Genomic DNA, 17,628 nt, shown 5'->3' on the forward strand with positions numbered 1-17,628 from the left:
TCTCCTCGTCAGACCGTGCGACTGAAGCGCGCGTCAGGCCTTGGGCTCGTCGCGCAGGTCCTCGAACAGGGCGGTGGAGATGTAGCGCTCACCGGTGTCGGGCACCACGACGACGATCGTCTTGCCGTTGTTCTCGGGGCGCGCGGCGACCTGCAGAGCAGCCCACACGGCGGCGCCGGCGGACATGCCCACGAGCAGGCCCTCCTTGGTGGCGAGCTCGCGCGCCGTGCGGATCGAGTCGTCGAACTCGACGGGGATGACCTCATCGAGCACGTCGCGGTCGAGCACGTCGGGGACGAAGTTCGGCCCGATGCCCTGGATCTTGTGCGGCCCGGGGTGACCCTCGGTGAGCACGGGGGAGTCCTTCGGCTCGACGGCGATGACCTGCACGCCGGGCTTGGCGGCCTTCAGCGCCTGACCGGTGCCGGTGACGGTGCCGCCGGTGCCGATGCCGGCGACCAGGATGTCGACCTCGCCGTCGGTGTCGCGCAGGATCTCCTGCCCGGTGGTCTCACGGTGGATCCGCGGGTTGGCCTCGTTCTCGAACTGACGCACCCAGACGGCCCCGGGGGTCTCGGCGATGATCTTCTGCAGCTCGTCGATCGAGCCGGTCATGCCCTTGGTGGGGTCGGTGAGCACGATCTCGGCGCCGAACGCCTTCAGCAGCACGCGACGCTCCTTCGACATGGAGGCAGGCATCGCGAGGATCACGCGGTACCCGCGGGCTGCGCCCACCATCGCCAGCGCGATGCCGGTGTTGCCGCTGGTCGCCTCGACGATGGTGCCGCCGGGCTTGAGCTCGCCCGACGCCTCGGCGGCGTCGACCATGGCGATGCCGATGCGATCCTTCACGCTCGATGCCGGGTTGTAGAACTCCAGCTTCGCGAGGACCGTCGCGCCCGCGCCTTCGGTGACGCGGTTCAGCCGCACCAGCGGGGTGTTGCCGAACGCGGTGGTGATGTCGGAGTGGATGCCGGGCATGGCGGACCTTTCGTCTACGGGATCAGCGAGTTCAGCCTACGGTGTGAGCCATTCGCAGCCGCCGAATATGTCCGACTGTGCCCGCACTTTACGCTGGGTGTCATGCCCGTGACTCTCGCCGCGCGTCTGCGCGCCATCGCACAGCAGCTCGCCGAGGCGGGTGTGCCCGACCCGCTCGTGGACGCCGAGCTGCTGCTCGGGCATGTGCTGGGGCTGCGCCGCGGCGAGCTGCAGGCCGCGGTCATCCGCGGTGATGCGCTGCCGGATGCGGATGCCGGACGACTCGACGCGCTCGTCGCGCGCCGGGCCGCGCGCGAGCCGCTGCAGCACCTCACCGGCGTCGCCGCGTTCCGCCACCTCGAGCTGGCCGTCGGGCCCGGCGTCTTCGTGCCTCGGCCGGAGACCGAGACCGTCGTGCAGTTCGCCATCGATGCGCTCATGGAGAATCCGTCTCCGGCGCCGATCGCGATCGATCTCGGCACGGGCAGCGGGGCGATCGCACTGGCCATGGCGACCGAGGTGCCGCACGCCAGGGTCCACGCCGTCGAGCGGTCGCCGCAGGCGCACGCCTGGGCGGCCCGCAACATCGCCGACGTGCCGAACCTCGCTCTCGTTCTCGGTGACCTGGCGACGGCCTTCGACGAGTTGCGAGGTCTCGTGGACGTCGTGATCTCCAACCCCCCGTACGTCCCTGACGACGCGGTGCCGCGCGACCCGGAGGTGCGCCTGCACGACCCCGAGCAGGCGCTGTACGGCGGGCCGGACGGGCTCGACGTCGTCCGGGTGATCAGCCGCCGTGCCCAGGATCTGCTGCGCCCGGGCGGGCTGCTCGTGCTCGAGCACGGAGAGCAGCAGGGTCCGCCGATCAGGGAGCTGCTGCAGGAGGACGGGTGGCGTGCGGTCGCCACGCACGAGGACCTCACCCGCCGCGACCGCGCCACGACAGCGCTGCGCGGCTGACACCTGCTCGTCGTCCGACGGACTCCGGCCGCTCGTCGTGACCGGGCGGGCCGATCGTCGTGACGCGCTCAGAGGCGACCACCGTAGAATGGGAACGCCATGTCTACTGTCTTCGACTGCCGCGACGAGGGTCAGCTCCTCGCCGGCATGCGCCACGCCCGCCAGGCCATCGCCAGGGGCGAGCTGGTCGTCCTGCCCACCGACACCGTCTACGGTGTCGCCGCCGACGCGTTCTCGCCCGCCGCGGTGCAGCGGCTGCTGGATGCCAAGGGCAGGGGCCGTGAGATGCCGCCGCCGGTGCTCGTCGCCGGTCAGGACATGGTCGCAGCGCTCGTCGAGGAGATCCCCGTCCCCGTCCAGCAGCTCATTGACGCCTTCTGGCCGGGTGGCCTGACCATCGTCCTGCCCGCACAGCCCTCGCTGACCTGGGATCTGGGCGAGACCAAGGGCACGGTGGCCGTGCGCATGCCCGACCGCCGGGTGGCGCTCGAGCTGCTGGCCGAGACCGGGCCGCTCGCCGTCTCCAGCGCCAACCTCACCGGCCGCGACGCGGCGGTCATCGCCTCGGACGCCCAGGAGATGCTCGGCGACAGCGTCGCGGTGTACCTCGAGGAGGGGTACAGCGAGAACGGCATCCCCTCGACGATCGTCGACGCGACCTCTCTGGTCGGCACCGCCGACGACGAGCACGCCGTGGTGCGCATCCTGCGCGAGGGCGCGGTGAGCCGCGAGCAGCTCGAGGAGGTGCTCGGCGACCTTCTGGAGCCGGCCGAGCAGCCCGGCGACGTCACCCCTGAGGACGTCGCGGTCGACTCGGGCGGGAAACCGGTCGACGCAGAGTGAAGCAGTATCTGTTCACGATCATCCTCACGGCGTCGATCACCTTCGCGCTGACGTGGGCGGTCTGGCGGCTGAGCCTGCGGTTCAAGCTCTACCCGGGCATCCGTGAGCGCGACGTGCACAAGACCCCGACGCCGCGGCTCGGGGGAGTGGCGATGTTCCTCGGCATCGCCTGCGCCATCCTCATCTCTGCGGCCAACCCGTTCTTCGAGCGGATGTGGTCCCCGCCGCAGGCGCTCTGGTCGATCCTCGCCGCGGCCCTGCTCATCGCGATCGTCGGAGTCATCGACGACCTGTGGGATCTCGACTGGATGATCAAGCTCGCCGCGCAGTTCCTCGCGGCCGGCGTCATCACCGCGGGTGGCGGACTGCAGGTGCTCTCACTGCCGGTGGGCGACATGATCCTCGTCTCACCGTGGGTGAGCATCTCGATCACGATGGTCGCGATCGTCGTCGTCATGAACGCCGTGAACTTCATCGACGGGCTCGACGGTCTGGTCGCCGGTGTCTGCCTGATCGCGAACGGCATCTTCTTCGTCTACTCCTACGTCCTCACGCGTGACTCCGGCGCGACCAGCTACTTCAACCTGGCCACCTTCCTCGCCGCTGTGCTCATCGGGGCCTGCGTCGGATTCCTCCCGTTCAACTGGAGCCCGGCGAAGCTGTTCATGGGCGACTCGGGTGCGCTCGTGCTCGGACTGCTTATGGCGACGTCGGCGATCGCCGTCACCACGCAGGGCGACGTCAACGCCTTCGACCCCGAGCGCTTCGGACGCTCGCAGCTGCTGGGTGCGTTCATCCCGATCGTGCTGCCGCTGGTGATCGTCATGCTGCCGCTGCTCGACTTCGGCCTCGCGGTCTTCCGCCGCATGCGGGCGGGCAAGTCGCCGTTCGCCCCGGATCGCAAGCACCTGCACCATCGGATGCTCGACCTGGGCCATCGCGACCGCGACGCCGTGCTCGTCTTCTACTCCTGGACGGCGATCATCTCGCTCGCCGTGCTGCTGATGTACATCGCCACGCGCCAGGACTGGCCGGGCGGGTACCTGGTCGGGATCGTCTTCGGCGTCGTGGGCATCGCCGCCTGCCTCGTGGTCACCCTGCTGCCCTCGCACGGTCGCCGGAGGCACGCCGATCTCGACGACTCGCACCCGACCGAACCCCAGCCCGCCACGACACACCTGGAGCCCTGATGACCCCGAGCCCCGTATCCAGCACGCCGATCCTGCGCCGCACCCTGATCTGGTCCGCCGTCGCCGCCGCCGTGCTCGCCGTGATCGCCGCGGTCATCGGCCTGGCCACGGCCGGGACGAACGGACTGTGGAGCGGGCTGACCGGTGTCCTGCTGGCCTTCCTGTTCCTCGGGATCACCGGCGGCAGCATCCTGTTCGCCAACCGCTGGTTCGGCGACCCCCTCTACGTGCAGCTGTTCTTCGCGATCGTGCTGGGCGGCTGGCTGCTGAAGATCGGCGTCTTCGTGGTGCTGATGATCGTGCTCCGCGGGCAGCCGTGGATCGAGCCGCTGGTGTTCTTCCTCTCCCTGGTCGCGGGCATCGCGATGTCGCTGATCGTCGACGTGATCGTGCTCACCCGCATGCGCCTCCCCAACGTCAGCGACATCTCCCTGCCGACCTCGAATCCCGAGGATGACGCGGAGCAGTCGACCGGCGACGCATTTGGTACACCAAAGCAGCCGGGATGAATCTGATAGTGTTTACGCGTGCCCGCCGCTCGTTTTGCGAGCGCTTGCGCCGTGATGCACACCGTCCCTCGTCGCCCCGGTCCTGACCGGTGACCCCGAAGCTGGAGCCCGCGCTGTTGAATCCCGTTGCGACAATGATCCTTCGTCCGATTGCCGGTGACGGTGAGTTCCACGGTCCTTCGATGGAAGACTTCTTCCCGCCGATCCTGTTCGAGGTCTTCGGCGTCCCGATGCACCGCATCCACCTGATCCAGCTGCTGTCGGTCATCGCCGTCGTGCTGATCATGTGGCTCGGCACGCGCCGCATGCAGGTCGTGCCCGGCCGGTTCCAGAGCCTGGTCGAGCTCGGCATCGGCTTCGTGCGCAACGGCATCGCGCACGATCTGCTCGGCCGCAAGGACGGCGAGCGGTTCGCCCCGCTGCTGGTGACGATCTTCTTCATGATCCTGTTCATGAACATCACGGGCATCATCCCGTTCCTGAACATGCCCGGCACCGCGATCATCGCCGTGCCGCTCACCCTCGCGGTGATCAGCTACGTGACCTTCATCTACGCCGGCATGAAGAAGAGCCCGCTCGGGTTCTGGAAGAACTCCCTCTTCCCCTCCGGCGTGCCGTGGCCGGTGTACATCATCGTCACCCCGCTCGAGTTCATCTCGACGTTCATCATCCGCCCCGTGACGCTCACGCTGCGACTGATGATGAACCTGGTCGTCGGGCACATGATCCTCGTGCTCTGCTTCTCGGCCACAGCCTTCTTCATGTTCACCGCAGGCGGCGGCTGGGCGGCGCTCGGCGTCGGCACGCTCGCCTTCGGCGGCGCGTTCACGATCTTCGAGATCCTGGTCGTCGTCCTGCAGTCCTACGTCTTCACCGTCCTCACCGCGATCTACATCCAGCTCGCGGTCGCAGAAGAGCACTGAACGGGTCAGCCCACAAGCTGACCAGAATCGAAAGGAAAAACCCGTGGACGCAACTACGGTTCTCGCTGAAATCAACGGCCACCTCGCAGCGGTCGGCTACGGCCTCGCCGCCATCGGTCCCGCCATCGGCGTGGGCATCGTCGTCGGAAAGACGATCGAGGGTGTCGCCCGTCAGCCCGAGCTCGCCGGTCGCCTGCAGGTCCTCATGTGGATCGGTATCGCCTTCACCGAGGCGCTGGCGTTCGTCGGCATCGCCGTCGGATTCATCCCCTTCCCGTAATCCGCAGCGACTTCTGAAGGAGACAGGATGCTGAACGCTCTTGTCACGAACTTCGCAGTGGAGGAGCCGCAGAACCCGCTCCTCCCTGCGTGGTACGACATCGTCTGGTCGGCGCTGTGGTTCCTCATCATCCTCATCGTGGTCTGGAAGGTCGCCCTTCCGCGCCTGACCGCGATGCTCGATGAGCGCTCCGCCGCCATCGAGGGCAACATCGCCAAGGCGGATGAGGCGCAGAAGCAGGCCGAGGCCGCTCTCGACGAGTACACCCGCCAGCTCGCAGAGGCGCGCACCGAGGCGGGCACGATCCGCGACGCCGCCCGTGAGGACGGCAAGAAGATCGTCGCCGAGGCCAAGGAGTCCGCCTCCGCCGAGGCCGCGCGCATCACCGCCGCAGCTCACACGCAGATCGAGGCCGAGCGCCAGGCGGCGTTCGTCTCGCTGCGCAGTGAGGTCGGCACGCTCGCGATCGACCTCGCCGGCGGCGTGGTGGGGGAGTCCCTCACCGATGACGCTCGTGCGACGGCCGTCGTGGACCGTTTCCTCGCCGACCTCGAGAAGGCAGCCAAGTAATGGGAAGCGCGACCACTCAGGCACTCGCGGCATCGACGGACGCGCTTGCCGCAGCGTCGGGCCTGACCCTCGACAGCGCGGCCGAGCTGTTCGCAGCCGCCCGCGCACTCGGGGAGTCGGCCCAGCTGAGCGGCGCGCTCGCAGATCCCGCGGCACCGGCTCAGGCACGCACCGCGCTGGTCTCGAGCGTGTTCGCCGGCGCCTCCGCGCCGGTGCGCTCGGTGCTGACCGCCGTCGCGGGCGAGCGCTGGTCGAGCGCATCCGATCTCGTCGACGGTGTCGAAGAGCTCGCGATCCGCACCGCGGCCATCGCCTCGGCGAACGACGACGTGGCGGGGGAGCTCTTCGGCTTCTCGCGCGTCGTCGCCGCGAACCCCGAGCTCGAGCTCGCCCTGGGCACCCGCCTCGGCGACTCATCGGCCAAGGCCGCTCTGGTCGAGAACGTGCTCGGCGCGTCGGCGGTCCCCGCCACCGTGCTGATCGCCGCCTCGCTGGTGCGCCAGCCGCGTGAGCGCCGCGTCCGGCAGCTCCTCAGTCGCGCCATCGGCATCGTCTCCGCGCAGGCCGGCCGTACGGTCGCGACCGTCTACACGGCCGCGCCCATCGCGGCTGCGCAGCAGACCCGTCTTCGTGACGCTCTGGCACGCCGTTACGGGGGAGAGATCTCCATCAACCAGGTGGTCGACCCCTCCATCGTCGGAGGCCTGCGCGTGCAGATCGCCGATGACGTCATCGACGGCAGCATCTCCGCCCGCCTCGCAGACCTTCGCCAGAAGCTCGCGAGCTGACACAGACTGACGCGGGGAACCGCGCACACCCAGACACACAAAGGGAAGACAATGGCAGAACTATCGATCAGCCCCGACGTCATCCGTGACGCGCTGAAGAACTTCGCAGCCGCCTATGAGCCCACCGGCGCCGCGGCGACCGAGGTCGGCACCGTCATCGACGCGGCCGACGGCATCGCGCACGTCGAGGGGCTGCCCGGCGTCATGGCCAACGAGCTCGTCACCTTCGCCGACGGCACCAAGGGCCTCGCGCTGAACCTCGACGAGCACGAGATCGGCGTCGTCGTCCTCGGCGACTTCACCGGCATCGAGGCGGGCCAGGAAGTCACCCGCACGGGCGAGGTCCTCTCGGTCCCCGTGGGCGACGGCTACCTGGGTCGCGTCGTCGACCCGCTCGGCAACCCGATCGACGGCCTGGGCGCCATCGCCACGGACGGCGTGCGCGAGCTCGAGCTGCAGGCACCCGGCGTCATGCAGCGCAAGTCGGTTCACGAGCCGCTGCAGACCGGCGTCAAGGCCATCGACGCCATGATCCCCGTCGGCCGCGGCCAGCGTCAGCTCATCATCGGCGACCGCCAGACCGGCAAGACCGCCCTGGCGATCGACACGATCATCAACCAGAAGGCCAACTGGGAGTCGGGCGACGCCAACAAGCAGGTCCGCTGCATCTACGTCGCCATCGGTCAGAAGGGCTCCACCATCGCGTCCGTGAAGGGCGCGCTGGAGGAGGCGGGCGCGCTGGAGTACACCACGATCGTGGCGGCTCCCGCATCCGACCCGGCCGGCTTCAAGTATCTGGCGCCCTACACCGGTTCGGCCATCGGCCAGCACTGGATGTACGACGGCAAGCACGTCCTGATCATCTTCGACGACCTGTCGAAGCAGGCCGAGGCCTACCGTGCCGTGTCGTTGCTGCTGCGTCGCCCGCCGGGGCGTGAGGCCTACCCGGGCGACGTGTTCTACCTGCACTCGCGTCTGCTCGAGCGCTGTGCGAAGCTCTCCGACGAGCTGGGCGCCGGCTCGATGACCGGTCTGCCGATCATCGAGACCAAGGCGAACGATGTGTCGGCGTACATCCCGACCAACGTGATCTCGATCACCGACGGCCAGATCTTCCTGCAGTCCGACCTCTTCAACGCCAACCAGCGTCCCGCGGTCGACGTGGGAATCTCGGTCTCGCGAGTCGGTGGTGACGCTCAGGTCAAGTCGATCAAGAAGGTCTCCGGAACGCTGAAGCTCGAGCTCGCGCAGTACCGTTCGCTCGAGGCGTTCGCGATGTTCGCATCCGACCTCGACGCCGCTTCGCGTCGCCAGCTGGCACGCGGTGCGCGCCTGACCGAGCTGCTCAAGCAGCCGCAGTACTCGCCGTACCCGGTGGAGGAGCAGGTCGTCTCGATCTGGGCAGGCACCAACGGCAAGCTCGACTCGATCGAGGTCGCGGACGTGCTGCGCTTCGAGCGCGAGCTGCTCGACTACCTGCGTCGCAACACCGGCATCCTGGACACGCTGCGCGAGACCAACGTCCTCGACGACGACACCGTCGCCGAGCTCGACAAGCAGACGGACGCGTTCATCCTGGAGTTCCAGGGCGGCAAGGGGCAGTCCATCAGCGCCCCGGGCAACGAGCAGGTCTCGGCTGCCGACGCCACCGAGGTCAGCCAGGAGAAGATCGTCAAGGGTCGTCGCGCGTAACGCGCGGGGTACGCATCCATGGGCGCACAACTCCGGGTCTACAAGCAGAAGATCTCTTCTGCTCAGACGACCAAGAAGATCACGAAGGCGATGGAGCTCATCGCGGCTTCGCGCATCCAGAAGGCGATGGCACGCGTCACGGCGTCCACCCCCTTCGCGCGTGCCGTGACCAGGGCCGTATCCGCCGTCGCGACGCACTCGAGCGTCGACCACCCGCTCACCCGAGAGCCCGACACGATCCGCCGCACGGCGGTCGTGATCTTCTCGAGTGACCGTGGTCTGGCCGGCGCGTTCAACTCCCAGGTGATCCGCGAGGGCCTGGAGCAGGGCGAGCGGCTGCGCGATCTGGGCCGTGAGCCGGTGTACTACCTCGTCGGCCGCAAGGCCGTCGGCTACTTCCAGTTCCGCGGCATCACCGCGGCCTCGGAGTGGACCGGCGACACCGACACGCCGTCGTTCCACACCGCCGAGGAGATCGCGCACACGCTGCGCGAGGCCTTCCTGCGCGGTGGCGAAGAAGGCGGCGTCGACGAGATCGTGCTCGTGTTCAACCGTTTCGTCAGCATGATGACGCAGGAGCCGACCGCACTGCGGCTGCTCCCGCTCGAGATCGACGAGGCCGACGAGAGCGCGGCGGGCAGGACCGTCTACCCGCTGTACGAGTTCGAGCCCGACGCCGAGACCGTGCTGGACGCGATCCTGCCGGTGTACATCCAGAGCCGCGTGTTCAACGCGCTGCTGCAGTCGTCCGCTGCGAAGCAGGCGGCTACGCAGAAGGCGATGAAGTCGGCGAGCGACAACGCCGACAAGCTGATCACCGACTACACCCGCCTGCGCAACAACGCGCGTCAGGCCGAGATCACCCAGCAGATCGCCGAGATCGTCGGTGGCGCCGACGCCCTCGCATCGAGCTGACAGACCCTCAGGAAAGAGACGAAGAAATGACCCCCACCGCTACGGCTGACCAGCCCGCGACCGCGGTCGTCGGGCGCGTCGCGCGCGTCAACGGTCCGGTTGTCGACATCGAGTTCCCGCACGACTCGATCCCCGACATCTACAACGCGCTCAAGACCACCATCACCATCGGCGAGGACTCCACCGAGATCACGCTCGAGGTCGCCCAGCACCTGGGTGACGACCTGGTGCGCGCCATCGCCCTCAAGCCGACGGACGGCATCGTCCGCGGCCAGGAGGTCCGCGACACGGGCGAGGCCATCTCGGTTCCCGTCGGTGACGTCACCAAGGGCAAGGTCTTCAACGTGATCGGCGAGGTCCTCAACGCCGAGCCCGGCGAGCAGATCGAGGTCACCGAGCGCTGGCCGATCCACCGCAAGGCGCCCAACTTCGACCAGCTCGAGTCGAAGACCACGATGTTCGAGACCGGCATCAAGTCGATCGACCTCCTCACCCCGTACGTGCTGGGTGGAAAGATCGGTCTGTTCGGCGGCGCCGGCGTCGGCAAGACGGTCCTCATCCAGGAGATGATCCAGCGCGTCGCGCAGGACCACGGTGGTGTGTCGGTGTTCGCCGGTGTCGGTGAGCGCACCCGTGAGGGCAACGACCTGATCCACGAGATGGAGGAGGCGGGCGTCTTCGACAAGACCGCCCTCGTCTTCGGCCAGATGGACGAGCCGCCGGGGACGCGTCTGCGCGTCGCGCTGTCGGCTCTGACCATGGCGGAGTACTTCCGCGACGTGCAGAAGCAGGACGTGCTGCTCTTCATCGACAACATCTTCCGCTTCACGCAGGCCGGTTCCGAGGTGTCGACGCTGCTGGGCCGCATGCCCTCCGCCGTGGGTTACCAGCCGAACCTGGCCGACGAGATGGGCCTCCTGCAGGAGCGCATCACCTCGACCCGTGGTCACTCGATCACCTCGCTGCAGGCGATCTACGTGCCGGCCGACGATTACACCGACCCGGCTCCGGCGACCACCTTCGCGCACCTCGACGCCACCACCGAGCTCTCGCGTGAGATCGCATCGAAGGGTCTGTACCCGGCCATCGACCCGCTGACCTCGACGTCGCGCATCATGGACCCGCGCTACCTGGGCGAGGACCATTACCGCGTCGCCACGACGGTCAAGCAGATCCTGCAGAAGAACAAGGAGCTGCAGGAGATCATCGCGATCCTCGGTGTCGACGAGCTCTCCGAAGAGGACAAGATCGTCGTCGCCCGTGCGCGCCGCATCCAGCAGTTCCTCTCGCAGAACACCTACATGGCGAAGAAGTTCACCAACGTCGAGGGCTCGACCGTGCCGCTCAAGGACACCATCGAGTCGTTCGACGCGATCTGCCGTGGTGACTTCGACCACGTCGCCGAGCAGGCGTTCTTCAACGTCGGTGGCATCTCCGACGTGGAAGAGGCCTGGGCGAGGATCCAGAAGGAGAACGGCTGACCATGGCGCTGCATGTCAGCCTCGTCTCCGCCGACGCGGAGGTCTGGACGGGAGAGGCGTCGCTCGTCGTCGCCAAGACCGTCGAGGGCGAGATCGGCTTCATGTCCGGTCACGAGCCGGTGCTGGCCATCCTCGCCGAAGGCCAGGTCCGCATCACCCAGGCCGACGGCACCAAGGTGCTGGCCAACGCGCAGGACGGGTTCCTCTCCATGGAGGACGACGTCCTGACCATCGTGGCCGGCAACGCCGCCCTGGTCGCCTGACACCCAACCGCTGACGCGCCCGGTGGGGTCCCGAGAGGGACCCGCCGGGCGCGTCGCCGTCTGCGTGGAGCACATGAAGATCCTCCTTCCACCCTCCGAGACCAAGCGGCCGGGCGGCACCGGTGCGCCGTTGCGGCTCGATGAACTCGCGCTGCCCGCCCTGCAGCCCCAGCGCGAGCAGGTCGTCGATGCGCTCGTCGCCCTGGCAGCGGATCCGGATGCCGCGCGCCGGGTTCTCAAGCTCAGCGAGCGTCAGCTCGGCGACATCGAGAACAACCGGATGCTGCGCACCGCACCCACCATGCCGGCGGTCGACCGCTACACCGGGGTGCTCTACGACGCCCTGGGGGCGGCTGACCTGGACGGCGCCGCACGGCGCTGGCTGGGCGGGCATGTGCTCATCCACTCGGCGCCCCTCGGCCCGGTCGGTGCGCTGGACGGCATCCCCGCCTACCGTCTGGCGGCGGGCACCTCCCTTCCCGGTCTCGCGTCGCTGCGCCGGCTCTGGGCGGAGGCGACGGCCGGCACCCTGGAGGACGAGGGATTCCTGCTCGATCTGCGCAGCGAGGCGTACGTGGCTCTGGGGCCGGTGGCGCAGTCGGGCGCCTCGGCCTACGTGCGGGTGGTGACCGGAACCGGTCGCGCACTGAACCACTTCAACAAGAAGTCGAAGGGCGAGCTCGTGCGTCTGCTGGCGCAGACCCGGCCCCGGATCAGCGGTGTGCCCTCGCTGCTGCGCTGGGCGGACGAGCACGGTGTGGTGCTGCGACACGCCGCCGAGCAGAACGAGCTCGAACTCGTCGTCGAGGGGTGAACAACCAGCGGCGAACAGCCAAAATGTGCTGGCCGCGCGGGCATGGCTATGCCAGAGTGGAGCATGCTCCGGCAAGGCCGGGGCTCCCAAGGAAGGACATCACATGTCGAACGACGCACCCGGCGCCCCCGAGCCGAACAGCGGAGAGCCGAACGAGGCCGCTCAGACTCGTCCCCCCGCTCCTCCCGCGCCGCCCGCAGCGCCCACCGGACAGCCCCAGGCAGGCTCCCCGGTTCCGCCGCCGCCCGCCGGCGGCCCGAGCGGCGCTCCTGCCTACGGCGCTCCCGGCACGCCCCCGCAGCCCGGCTACGGCGCCCCGCAGCAGGGATACGGCGCTGCGCAGCCCGGTTATGGCGCACCCGCGGGTGCCCCCTATGGCTACGGCGCGCCCGTGCAGAGCAACATCACCCTGAACCTCTGGCTCTCGGTCTTCTTCAGCTGGATCCCTGCGCTGATCTTCTACCTGATCGAGAAGGACAAGGTCGCGCCCCAGTACCACCGCGCGAACGCGAAGAACCTGAACTATCAGCTGATCGTCACCATCGCGTACGCCGCCGTCGGCGTGCTCAGCGTGATCACCTTCGGCCTCGCCTCGCTGCTGTACCTGGTGCTGCCGATCGCCCAGCTGATCATCGGCATCATGCACGCCGTGAACGTGCCGCCGCAGCTGGCCGCGGGCCAGGAGGGCAAGTTCTACCTCGCCCCCGACTGGGTGAAGTGATCTGACGCACAGCATCCGCGCAACGCATGGAGGGCCCCGACTTCGGTCGGGGTCCTTCATGCGTTCCGGCATTCGATACGGTGGATGCATGGGAACTCCGCAGCGTCGCGTCGGCGCCTCCGGTCTCGTCGTGTCCGCGACCGGCCTCGGGTGCAACAACTTCGGCCGGGCCGGCACGGTGACCGAGACGCTGCAGGGCACGAGGGCGGTGATCGACGCGGCTCTGGCGAACGGCGTCTTCTTCTTCGACACCGCCGACATGTACGGCGCTGAGGCCGGCCGCAGCGAGGAGCTGATGGGCGAGGTGCTCGAGGGGCGCCGTGACCGCGTGGTCCTTGCCACGAAGTTCGGCCACGAGCGCGACATGGGCTACGACTTCCCCGGCGGGCGCGGTTCCCGGCGCTACGTGCGGCATGCCGTCGAGCATTCCCTGCGGCGGCTGCGCACCGACTGGATCGACCTGTACCAGCTGCACCTGCCCGACCCTCTGACCCCCATCGCCGAGACCATCGACGCCCTCGACGAGCTGGTCGCCGAGGGAAAGATCCGCTACTACGGGCACTCCAACCTCGACGGCTGGCAGATCGCCGAGGCCGAATTCACCGCGCGTGCGCGCTCGACGGGTCGATTCATCTCGGCGCAGAACCATTACTCCCTGCTGGCACGCGCCGCCGAGCGTGAGGTGCTGCCCGCCGCCGAGCGCTACGACCTCGGATTCTTCCCGTTCTTCCCGCTGAAGAACGGACTGCTCACCGGCAAGTTCACCCGCGAGGGCGGTCCCGCCGGCAGCCGCATCATGGACACGCGCCGGCACATCTGGGCGGATGCTCCGTGGGATGCGCTCGAGGCGTACCAGGCGTTCTGCGACGAACGGGGCATCACGATGCTGCAGGCCACCTTCGGGTGGATGCTCGCACGGACCGCCGTCTCGAGCGTGATCGCCGGTGCCACGACGCCCGAGCAGATCGAGGCCAACGCCGCGGCCGCCGATGCCTGGACGCCCACCGCCGCAGACCTCGACGAGATCGACAGGCTGTTCCCGCTGCCCGACGACCCCGCTACGCGGATGTGAGCACCGGCTCCCTTACGATGAACCTGTATCCCCAGGACGCCTCGACGTCCGCGCATTCGACGGAGATCGACCGTGCCTGAGACGACAACGCAGACGTATCGCGTCAGCGACGACCTGCAGCTCGCGTGGGCCGGCACGACCGACCGCGGTCGCCGCCGCGAGAACAACCAGGACGCCTACCTCGCCGTCTACCCGCTGTTCGTCGTCGCCGACGGCATGGGAGGGCACGCGGGCGGGGAGATCGCCAGCCAGAGCACGATCACGCGCCTGCAGGAGGTCGTCGACGCAGGGGACGTCTCCGAGGCGTCCATCGAGGCCGCGCTGCACCTGGCCGTCGACGACATCCACAGCCACCCGGAGACGACCGACGAGGGCACCGGCACGACGCTGACCGGGGTTTTCCTGCAGCACGCGGATGACGGCGCCTGGCAGTGGGCGGCCCTCAACATCGGTGACTCGCGGGTATACCTCAAGCGCGACGACCGCCTCGTGCAGGTGACCACCGACCACTCGGTGGTGCAGGAGCTCATCGCGTCGGGCAAGATCAGCCCGGAGGAGGCCGACGGGCATCCCTACAGCAACGTCATCACGCGGGCGGTCGGCGCGAGCGAGCTCGTGCCGCCGGACTACATCACGGTCGATCTGCGCGACGAGGACCGGCTGGTGATCTGCTCGGACGGGCTGACCAAGGAGCTCACCGACTACGGCATCCTGCACTTCCTGCGCGAGAACGACGATCCCGGTGACGCCGTCGACGCCATGCTCGACGCCGCGCTCGAGAACGGCGGCCGCGACAACGTCACGCTGATCGTGCTGCGCGTGCTGCTGACCGGTTCTCCCTCCACAGGAGCCGATTCCGAGGATTGACGCGTTCGGCCTGTGGACAGGGCCGATCCGGGCACCCGGATGCGCTCGAATGGAGCGCATGGATGCCACCACGATCGTGCTGCCCTCGCCGCCTGCCGATGCGCGTCGCCCGCCGCTGCCGCTTCTCGCGGCTGTCGTGCCCGTCGCGGCAGGGATCGTGCTGTGGCTGGTCACCGGATCGCTGCTCGCGCTCTGCTTCGCCGCGCTCGGACCGCTGATGCTCCTCGCCTCGTACTTCGACGGCCGTCGGGCGCGCGGGCGCGAACGACGCAGGGCGGATGCCGAGGCCGATGCCGCGTGGCAGCGCGCTGAGACCGAGCTCGAGCGCCTTCATGCCCAGGAGCACGCCGCCGCGTGGCGGCACGACCCGGACGTCCTCGAGTGCCTGCGGGAGGCGCCGTTGCGCGGTCCGGAACCGCCGCACGGCGAGACCGCGCTCGTGGTCGGCCGCGGCGAGCGTGCCAGTCGCGTACAGGCCACGGGCGGGGAGGACGAGCGCTCGCGCGAGTTTCGGGGCCGCGCGAGGCGGCTCGAGGATGCGCCGGTGACGGTCGCGTTGGGCGGCGGTGTGTGCATCCGCGCTGCGGCCCCGGTGGCGGGGGCCGTCGCGCGCGCCATCATCGTGCAGCTGTGCCTGCGGTTCGGTCCGGCGCAGCTCGGGCTGCGGGGCGATGGGGTGACGAGATGGGGTCTGGACGCCTTCCCGCACGCGGGTCGCCGGCGTGCGACGTTCCGGCTGCGGCTCGGTGACGGCGACGAGAACGCCGATGCGGTCATCTGCATCCGGATGCCGGGGGAGGAGCCGCCCGAGGGCGTCACGACGGTCGTGGACTGCACGGTGCCGGGGAACGCCCGCGTGCGCACGCCGGACGGCAGCAGGGGTGTCGCGGCGGAGGCGCTGTCCGTGCAGCAGGCTCGTGTCATCGCGGCAGGGATCGCCGCACGGGTGGGCGACGAGGCGGTGATCCCGGATCGGATCGGCCTCGACGAGCTGGGCGCGGCCGATCGCGCCGGACTCGCGGCGGTGTTCGGCCGCGGCGAACGGGGTGATCTCGCCGTGGACCTGGTCGATGATGGACCGCACGCGATCGTCACCGGGATGACGGGCACGGGGAAGAGCGAGCTGCTGACCAGCTGGATCGCGGGGGTCGCCGCGGTCCACCCGCCTGAGGAGGTCGCGTTCGTGCTCATCGACTTCAAGGGCGGCACGGCGTTCGAGCCGCTGCGCCGGCTGCCTCACGTCGTGGCCGTGGTGACCGACCTGGATGCCGAGGGAGCACGACGCGGTGTCGGCAGCCTCACCGCCGAGCTGCGCAGACGCGAGGCGGCGCTGGCCGCCGCAGGGGCGCGGGACATCGGGGAATGCCCGCAGCCGGCCAGGCTGGTCATCGTCGTCGACGAGTTCGCCGCACTGCTGCAGGAGCATCCCGATCTCGGTGCCGTGTTCACCGACGTCGCCGCACGCGGGCGTGCCCTCGGCATGCATCTGATCCTGGGCACGCAGCGGGCCAGCGGCATCATCCGCGACGCGCTGGCCGCCAACTGCCCGCTGCGGATCAGCCTCCGCGTGGCCGAGGCAGCGGACAGCCGGTTCGTGATCGGCTCGGACGCCGCAGCCGAGCTTCCCGGCGGCGCCGAGTCCCGCGGGCTCGCGTTCGTGCGACGACCGCGCGACGCCGATGCGCAACCGGTCCGGATCGCCCTGACCGCCGAGGCGGACCTGTCCGCCATCGCCGCGCGCTGGCAGGGACACGGCGCGCAGCCGAGCCCTTGGCTCCCGCCACTGCCGACTGTGCTGCCGCTCCCGGCCATGTGGGACGACGGGCGGGCTCTGCTCGGGCGCGCGGACGAGCCGCATGCTCAGCGGCAGCCCTGGGTCGCGCTGGAGCCAGGGGATGGGCTGGCGATCATCGGCGGCCCAGGATCCGGCAAGAGCACGGCGATCGCGACGCTCGCCGCACAGCTGGAAGATGCGGTGATCGTCCCCGACGATCCGGAGGAGGCCTGGGATGCCGTGGCCGAACTGGCATCGGGGCGGCACGGTCCGGTGCTGTGCGACGATCTGGACGTGCTCGTGGGCGTGTACCCGCCGGACTACGCGCAGCTGTTCCTGAGCAGGTGGGAGAGCATCGTCCGCGCTCCGGCGAGTACCGTCATCACCCTCTCGCGCACTTCCGGTCCGCTCGGCCGGCTCATCGACGGGCTGAGCAGGCGCGCTCTGCTGAGGCTGACCAGCAAGGTGGAGCACATCGCCGCCGGAGGCGAGGCCGGCGCCTTCGACAGGACACGGCCGTCCGGCCGGGCCTGGCTGGACGGCGACGAGGTGCAGCTGTGCATCGCGGACACCGCCGCCGATGCACAGCAGCGCACCGAGCCCGCTGATCCGGAGCGCTGGACGCCGGCGGGGCCGGTCACCGGGGTCGTCACCACCGCCGCCGGGGTAGTGCGCACCGTACTCTCCGCCGCGCACCCGGCGTATCGCGTCCTGAGCCTGTCCGAAGCGCAGGCGGATGCCACCACGGCGAGCGATCGCCTGATCATCGTCGGCGATCCCGAGGACTGGCGCAGCCAGTGGGGCAGGCTTCAGGCCGTGCGGACCTCCGGGGAGCTGGTCATCGCCGCGGAATGCGCGAGCGAGCTCCGCCAGCTCGCCGGCGTCCGCGAACTTCCGCCCTACGCCCGACTGCACGCCGACCGCGCCTGGAGTGTGCTGCCCGGCCGGCCGCCCCGCCGCGTGCTGCTGGGTTGAGTCCGCCCAG

Annotated in this window: 18 protein-coding genes; 17 read left to right on the forward strand and 1 reads right to left on the reverse strand. The window is 69.4% G+C overall.

Annotation, left to right across the window (positions count from 1 at the left end; translation table 11 throughout):
* Nucleotides 1-33 precede the first annotated feature (33 nt).
* Complete coding sequence (cysK, locus tag H7694_RS05845) at nt 34-981, reverse strand: cysteine synthase A (protein WP_193598589.1); 948 nt, start codon at nt 979-981, stop codon at nt 34-36.
* 102 nt (nt 982-1,083) lie between these two features.
* On the opposite strand from cysK, the gene prmC reads away from it, so the two are divergent.
* From prmC to H7694_RS05930, 17 genes are all read left to right on the forward strand, one after another.
* On the forward strand, nt 1,084-1,941 hold the full coding sequence (prmC, locus tag H7694_RS05850; protein WP_193598590.1) for a peptide chain release factor N(5)-glutamine methyltransferase: 858 nt from the start codon (nt 1,084-1,086) through the stop codon (nt 1,939-1,941).
* Between the two features lie 99 nt (nt 1,942-2,040).
* Nucleotides 2,041-2,784, forward strand: coding sequence for an L-threonylcarbamoyladenylate synthase (locus tag H7694_RS05855; RefSeq protein WP_193598591.1), 744 nt, complete (start codon nt 2,041-2,043; stop codon nt 2,782-2,784).
* A complete protein-coding gene (locus tag H7694_RS05860) occupies nt 2,781-3,974 on the forward strand; it encodes an MraY family glycosyltransferase (protein WP_193598592.1) in 1,194 nt (397 codons plus the stop codon). The genes H7694_RS05855 and H7694_RS05860 overlap by 4 nt, the downstream gene beginning before the upstream one ends.
* The gene (locus tag H7694_RS05865) at nt 3,974-4,483 is read left to right on the forward strand and encodes a hypothetical protein (RefSeq protein WP_193598593.1); all 510 of its coding nucleotides are present in this window, start codon (nt 3,974-3,976) and stop codon (nt 4,481-4,483) included. The genes H7694_RS05860 and H7694_RS05865 overlap by 1 nt, the downstream gene beginning before the upstream one ends.
* A gap of 182 nt (nt 4,484-4,665) precedes the next feature.
* Entirely contained in the window at nt 4,666-5,406 is a 741-nt protein-coding gene (gene atpB, locus H7694_RS05870) for a F0F1 ATP synthase subunit A (protein ID WP_227468312.1), read from the forward strand.
* Between the two features lie 43 nt (nt 5,407-5,449).
* Nucleotides 5,450-5,686, forward strand: a complete 237-nt coding sequence (gene atpE, locus H7694_RS05875) for an ATP synthase F0 subunit C (protein ID WP_025103147.1) — start codon at nt 5,450-5,452, stop codon at nt 5,684-5,686.
* A 27-nt stretch (nt 5,687-5,713) separates the two neighbouring features.
* Nucleotides 5,714-6,256 carry a F0F1 ATP synthase subunit B gene (locus H7694_RS05880; protein WP_193598595.1) on the forward strand — a complete coding sequence of 181 codons (543 nt, stop codon included), beginning with the start codon at nt 5,714-5,716 and terminating at the stop codon, nt 6,254-6,256.
* Nucleotides 6,256-7,044, forward strand: coding sequence for a F0F1 ATP synthase subunit delta (locus tag H7694_RS05885; protein ID WP_193598596.1), 789 nt, complete (start codon nt 6,256-6,258; stop codon nt 7,042-7,044). Before H7694_RS05880 ends, H7694_RS05885 begins: the two co-directional genes overlap by 1 nt.
* 51 nt (nt 7,045-7,095) lie before the next feature.
* The gene (gene atpA / locus H7694_RS05890) at nt 7,096-8,736 is read left to right on the forward strand and encodes a F0F1 ATP synthase subunit alpha (protein ID WP_193598597.1); all 1,641 of its coding nucleotides are present in this window, start codon (nt 7,096-7,098) and stop codon (nt 8,734-8,736) included.
* Between the two features lie 18 nt (nt 8,737-8,754).
* Nucleotides 8,755-9,651, forward strand: a complete 897-nt coding sequence (locus H7694_RS05895; protein WP_193598598.1) for a F0F1 ATP synthase subunit gamma — start codon at nt 8,755-8,757, stop codon at nt 9,649-9,651.
* A gap of 26 nt (nt 9,652-9,677) precedes the next feature.
* Complete coding sequence (gene atpD, locus H7694_RS05900; RefSeq protein ID WP_193598599.1) at nt 9,678-11,132, forward strand: F0F1 ATP synthase subunit beta; 1,455 nt, start codon at nt 9,678-9,680, stop codon at nt 11,130-11,132.
* Between the two features lie 2 nt (nt 11,133-11,134).
* A complete protein-coding gene (locus H7694_RS05905) occupies nt 11,135-11,395 on the forward strand; it encodes a F0F1 ATP synthase subunit epsilon (protein WP_193598600.1) in 261 nt (86 codons plus the stop codon).
* A 73-nt stretch (nt 11,396-11,468) separates the two neighbouring features.
* Nucleotides 11,469-12,209, forward strand: a complete 741-nt coding sequence (locus H7694_RS05910) for a YaaA family protein (RefSeq protein ID WP_193598601.1) — start codon at nt 11,469-11,471, stop codon at nt 12,207-12,209.
* A gap of 103 nt (nt 12,210-12,312) precedes the next feature.
* A complete protein-coding gene (locus tag H7694_RS05915) occupies nt 12,313-12,930 on the forward strand; it encodes a DUF4870 domain-containing protein (protein WP_193598602.1) in 618 nt (205 codons plus the stop codon).
* Nucleotides 12,931-13,018: 88 nt separating this feature from the next.
* On the forward strand, nt 13,019-14,002 hold the full coding sequence (locus tag H7694_RS05920; RefSeq protein WP_193598603.1) for an aldo/keto reductase: 984 nt from the start codon (nt 13,019-13,021) through the stop codon (nt 14,000-14,002).
* 72 nt (nt 14,003-14,074) lie between these two features.
* Nucleotides 14,075-14,869, forward strand: a complete 795-nt coding sequence (locus H7694_RS05925; protein ID WP_193598604.1) for a PP2C family protein-serine/threonine phosphatase — start codon at nt 14,075-14,077, stop codon at nt 14,867-14,869.
* A gap of 58 nt (nt 14,870-14,927) precedes the next feature.
* The gene (locus H7694_RS05930) at nt 14,928-17,618 is read left to right on the forward strand and encodes an FtsK/SpoIIIE domain-containing protein (protein ID WP_193598605.1); all 2,691 of its coding nucleotides are present in this window, start codon (nt 14,928-14,930) and stop codon (nt 17,616-17,618) included.
* Nucleotides 17,619-17,628: the final 10 nt, after the last annotated feature.

It is taken from the genome of Microbacterium sp. YJN-G (assembly GCF_015040615.1).
Classification (GTDB): domain Bacteria; phylum Actinomycetota; class Actinomycetes; order Actinomycetales; family Microbacteriaceae; genus Microbacterium.

Excerpts from the sequence above, each read along its gene's own strand:
- cysK (WP_193598589.1), bottom strand. The coding sequence starts at position 981 with ATGCCCGGCATCCACTCCGACATCACCACCGCGTTCGGCAACACCCCG.
- prmC (WP_193598590.1), top strand. The coding sequence starts at position 1,084 with ATGCCCGTGACTCTCGCCGCGCGTCTGCGCGCCATCGCACAGCAGCTC.
- H7694_RS05855 (WP_193598591.1), top strand. The coding sequence starts at position 2,041 with ATGTCTACTGTCTTCGACTGCCGCGACGAGGGTCAGCTCCTCGCCGGC.
- H7694_RS05865 (WP_193598593.1), top strand. The coding sequence starts at position 3,974 with ATGACCCCGAGCCCCGTATCCAGCACGCCGATCCTGCGCCGCACCCTG.
- atpB (WP_227468312.1), top strand. The coding sequence starts at position 4,666 with ATGGAAGACTTCTTCCCGCCGATCCTGTTCGAGGTCTTCGGCGTCCCG.
- H7694_RS05880 (WP_193598595.1), top strand. The coding sequence starts at position 5,714 with ATGCTGAACGCTCTTGTCACGAACTTCGCAGTGGAGGAGCCGCAGAAC.
- H7694_RS05885 (WP_193598596.1), top strand. The coding sequence starts at position 6,256 with ATGGGAAGCGCGACCACTCAGGCACTCGCGGCATCGACGGACGCGCTT.
- atpA (WP_193598597.1), top strand. The coding sequence starts at position 7,096 with ATGGCAGAACTATCGATCAGCCCCGACGTCATCCGTGACGCGCTGAAG.
- H7694_RS05895 (WP_193598598.1), top strand. The coding sequence starts at position 8,755 with ATGGGCGCACAACTCCGGGTCTACAAGCAGAAGATCTCTTCTGCTCAG.
- atpD (WP_193598599.1), top strand. The coding sequence starts at position 9,678 with ATGACCCCCACCGCTACGGCTGACCAGCCCGCGACCGCGGTCGTCGGG.
- H7694_RS05905 (WP_193598600.1), top strand. The coding sequence starts at position 11,135 with ATGGCGCTGCATGTCAGCCTCGTCTCCGCCGACGCGGAGGTCTGGACG.
- H7694_RS05910 (WP_193598601.1), top strand. The coding sequence starts at position 11,469 with ATGAAGATCCTCCTTCCACCCTCCGAGACCAAGCGGCCGGGCGGCACC.
- H7694_RS05915 (WP_193598602.1), top strand. The coding sequence starts at position 12,313 with ATGTCGAACGACGCACCCGGCGCCCCCGAGCCGAACAGCGGAGAGCCG.
- H7694_RS05920 (WP_193598603.1), top strand. The coding sequence starts at position 13,019 with ATGGGAACTCCGCAGCGTCGCGTCGGCGCCTCCGGTCTCGTCGTGTCC.
- H7694_RS05930 (WP_193598605.1), top strand. The coding sequence starts at position 14,928 with ATGGATGCCACCACGATCGTGCTGCCCTCGCCGCCTGCCGATGCGCGT.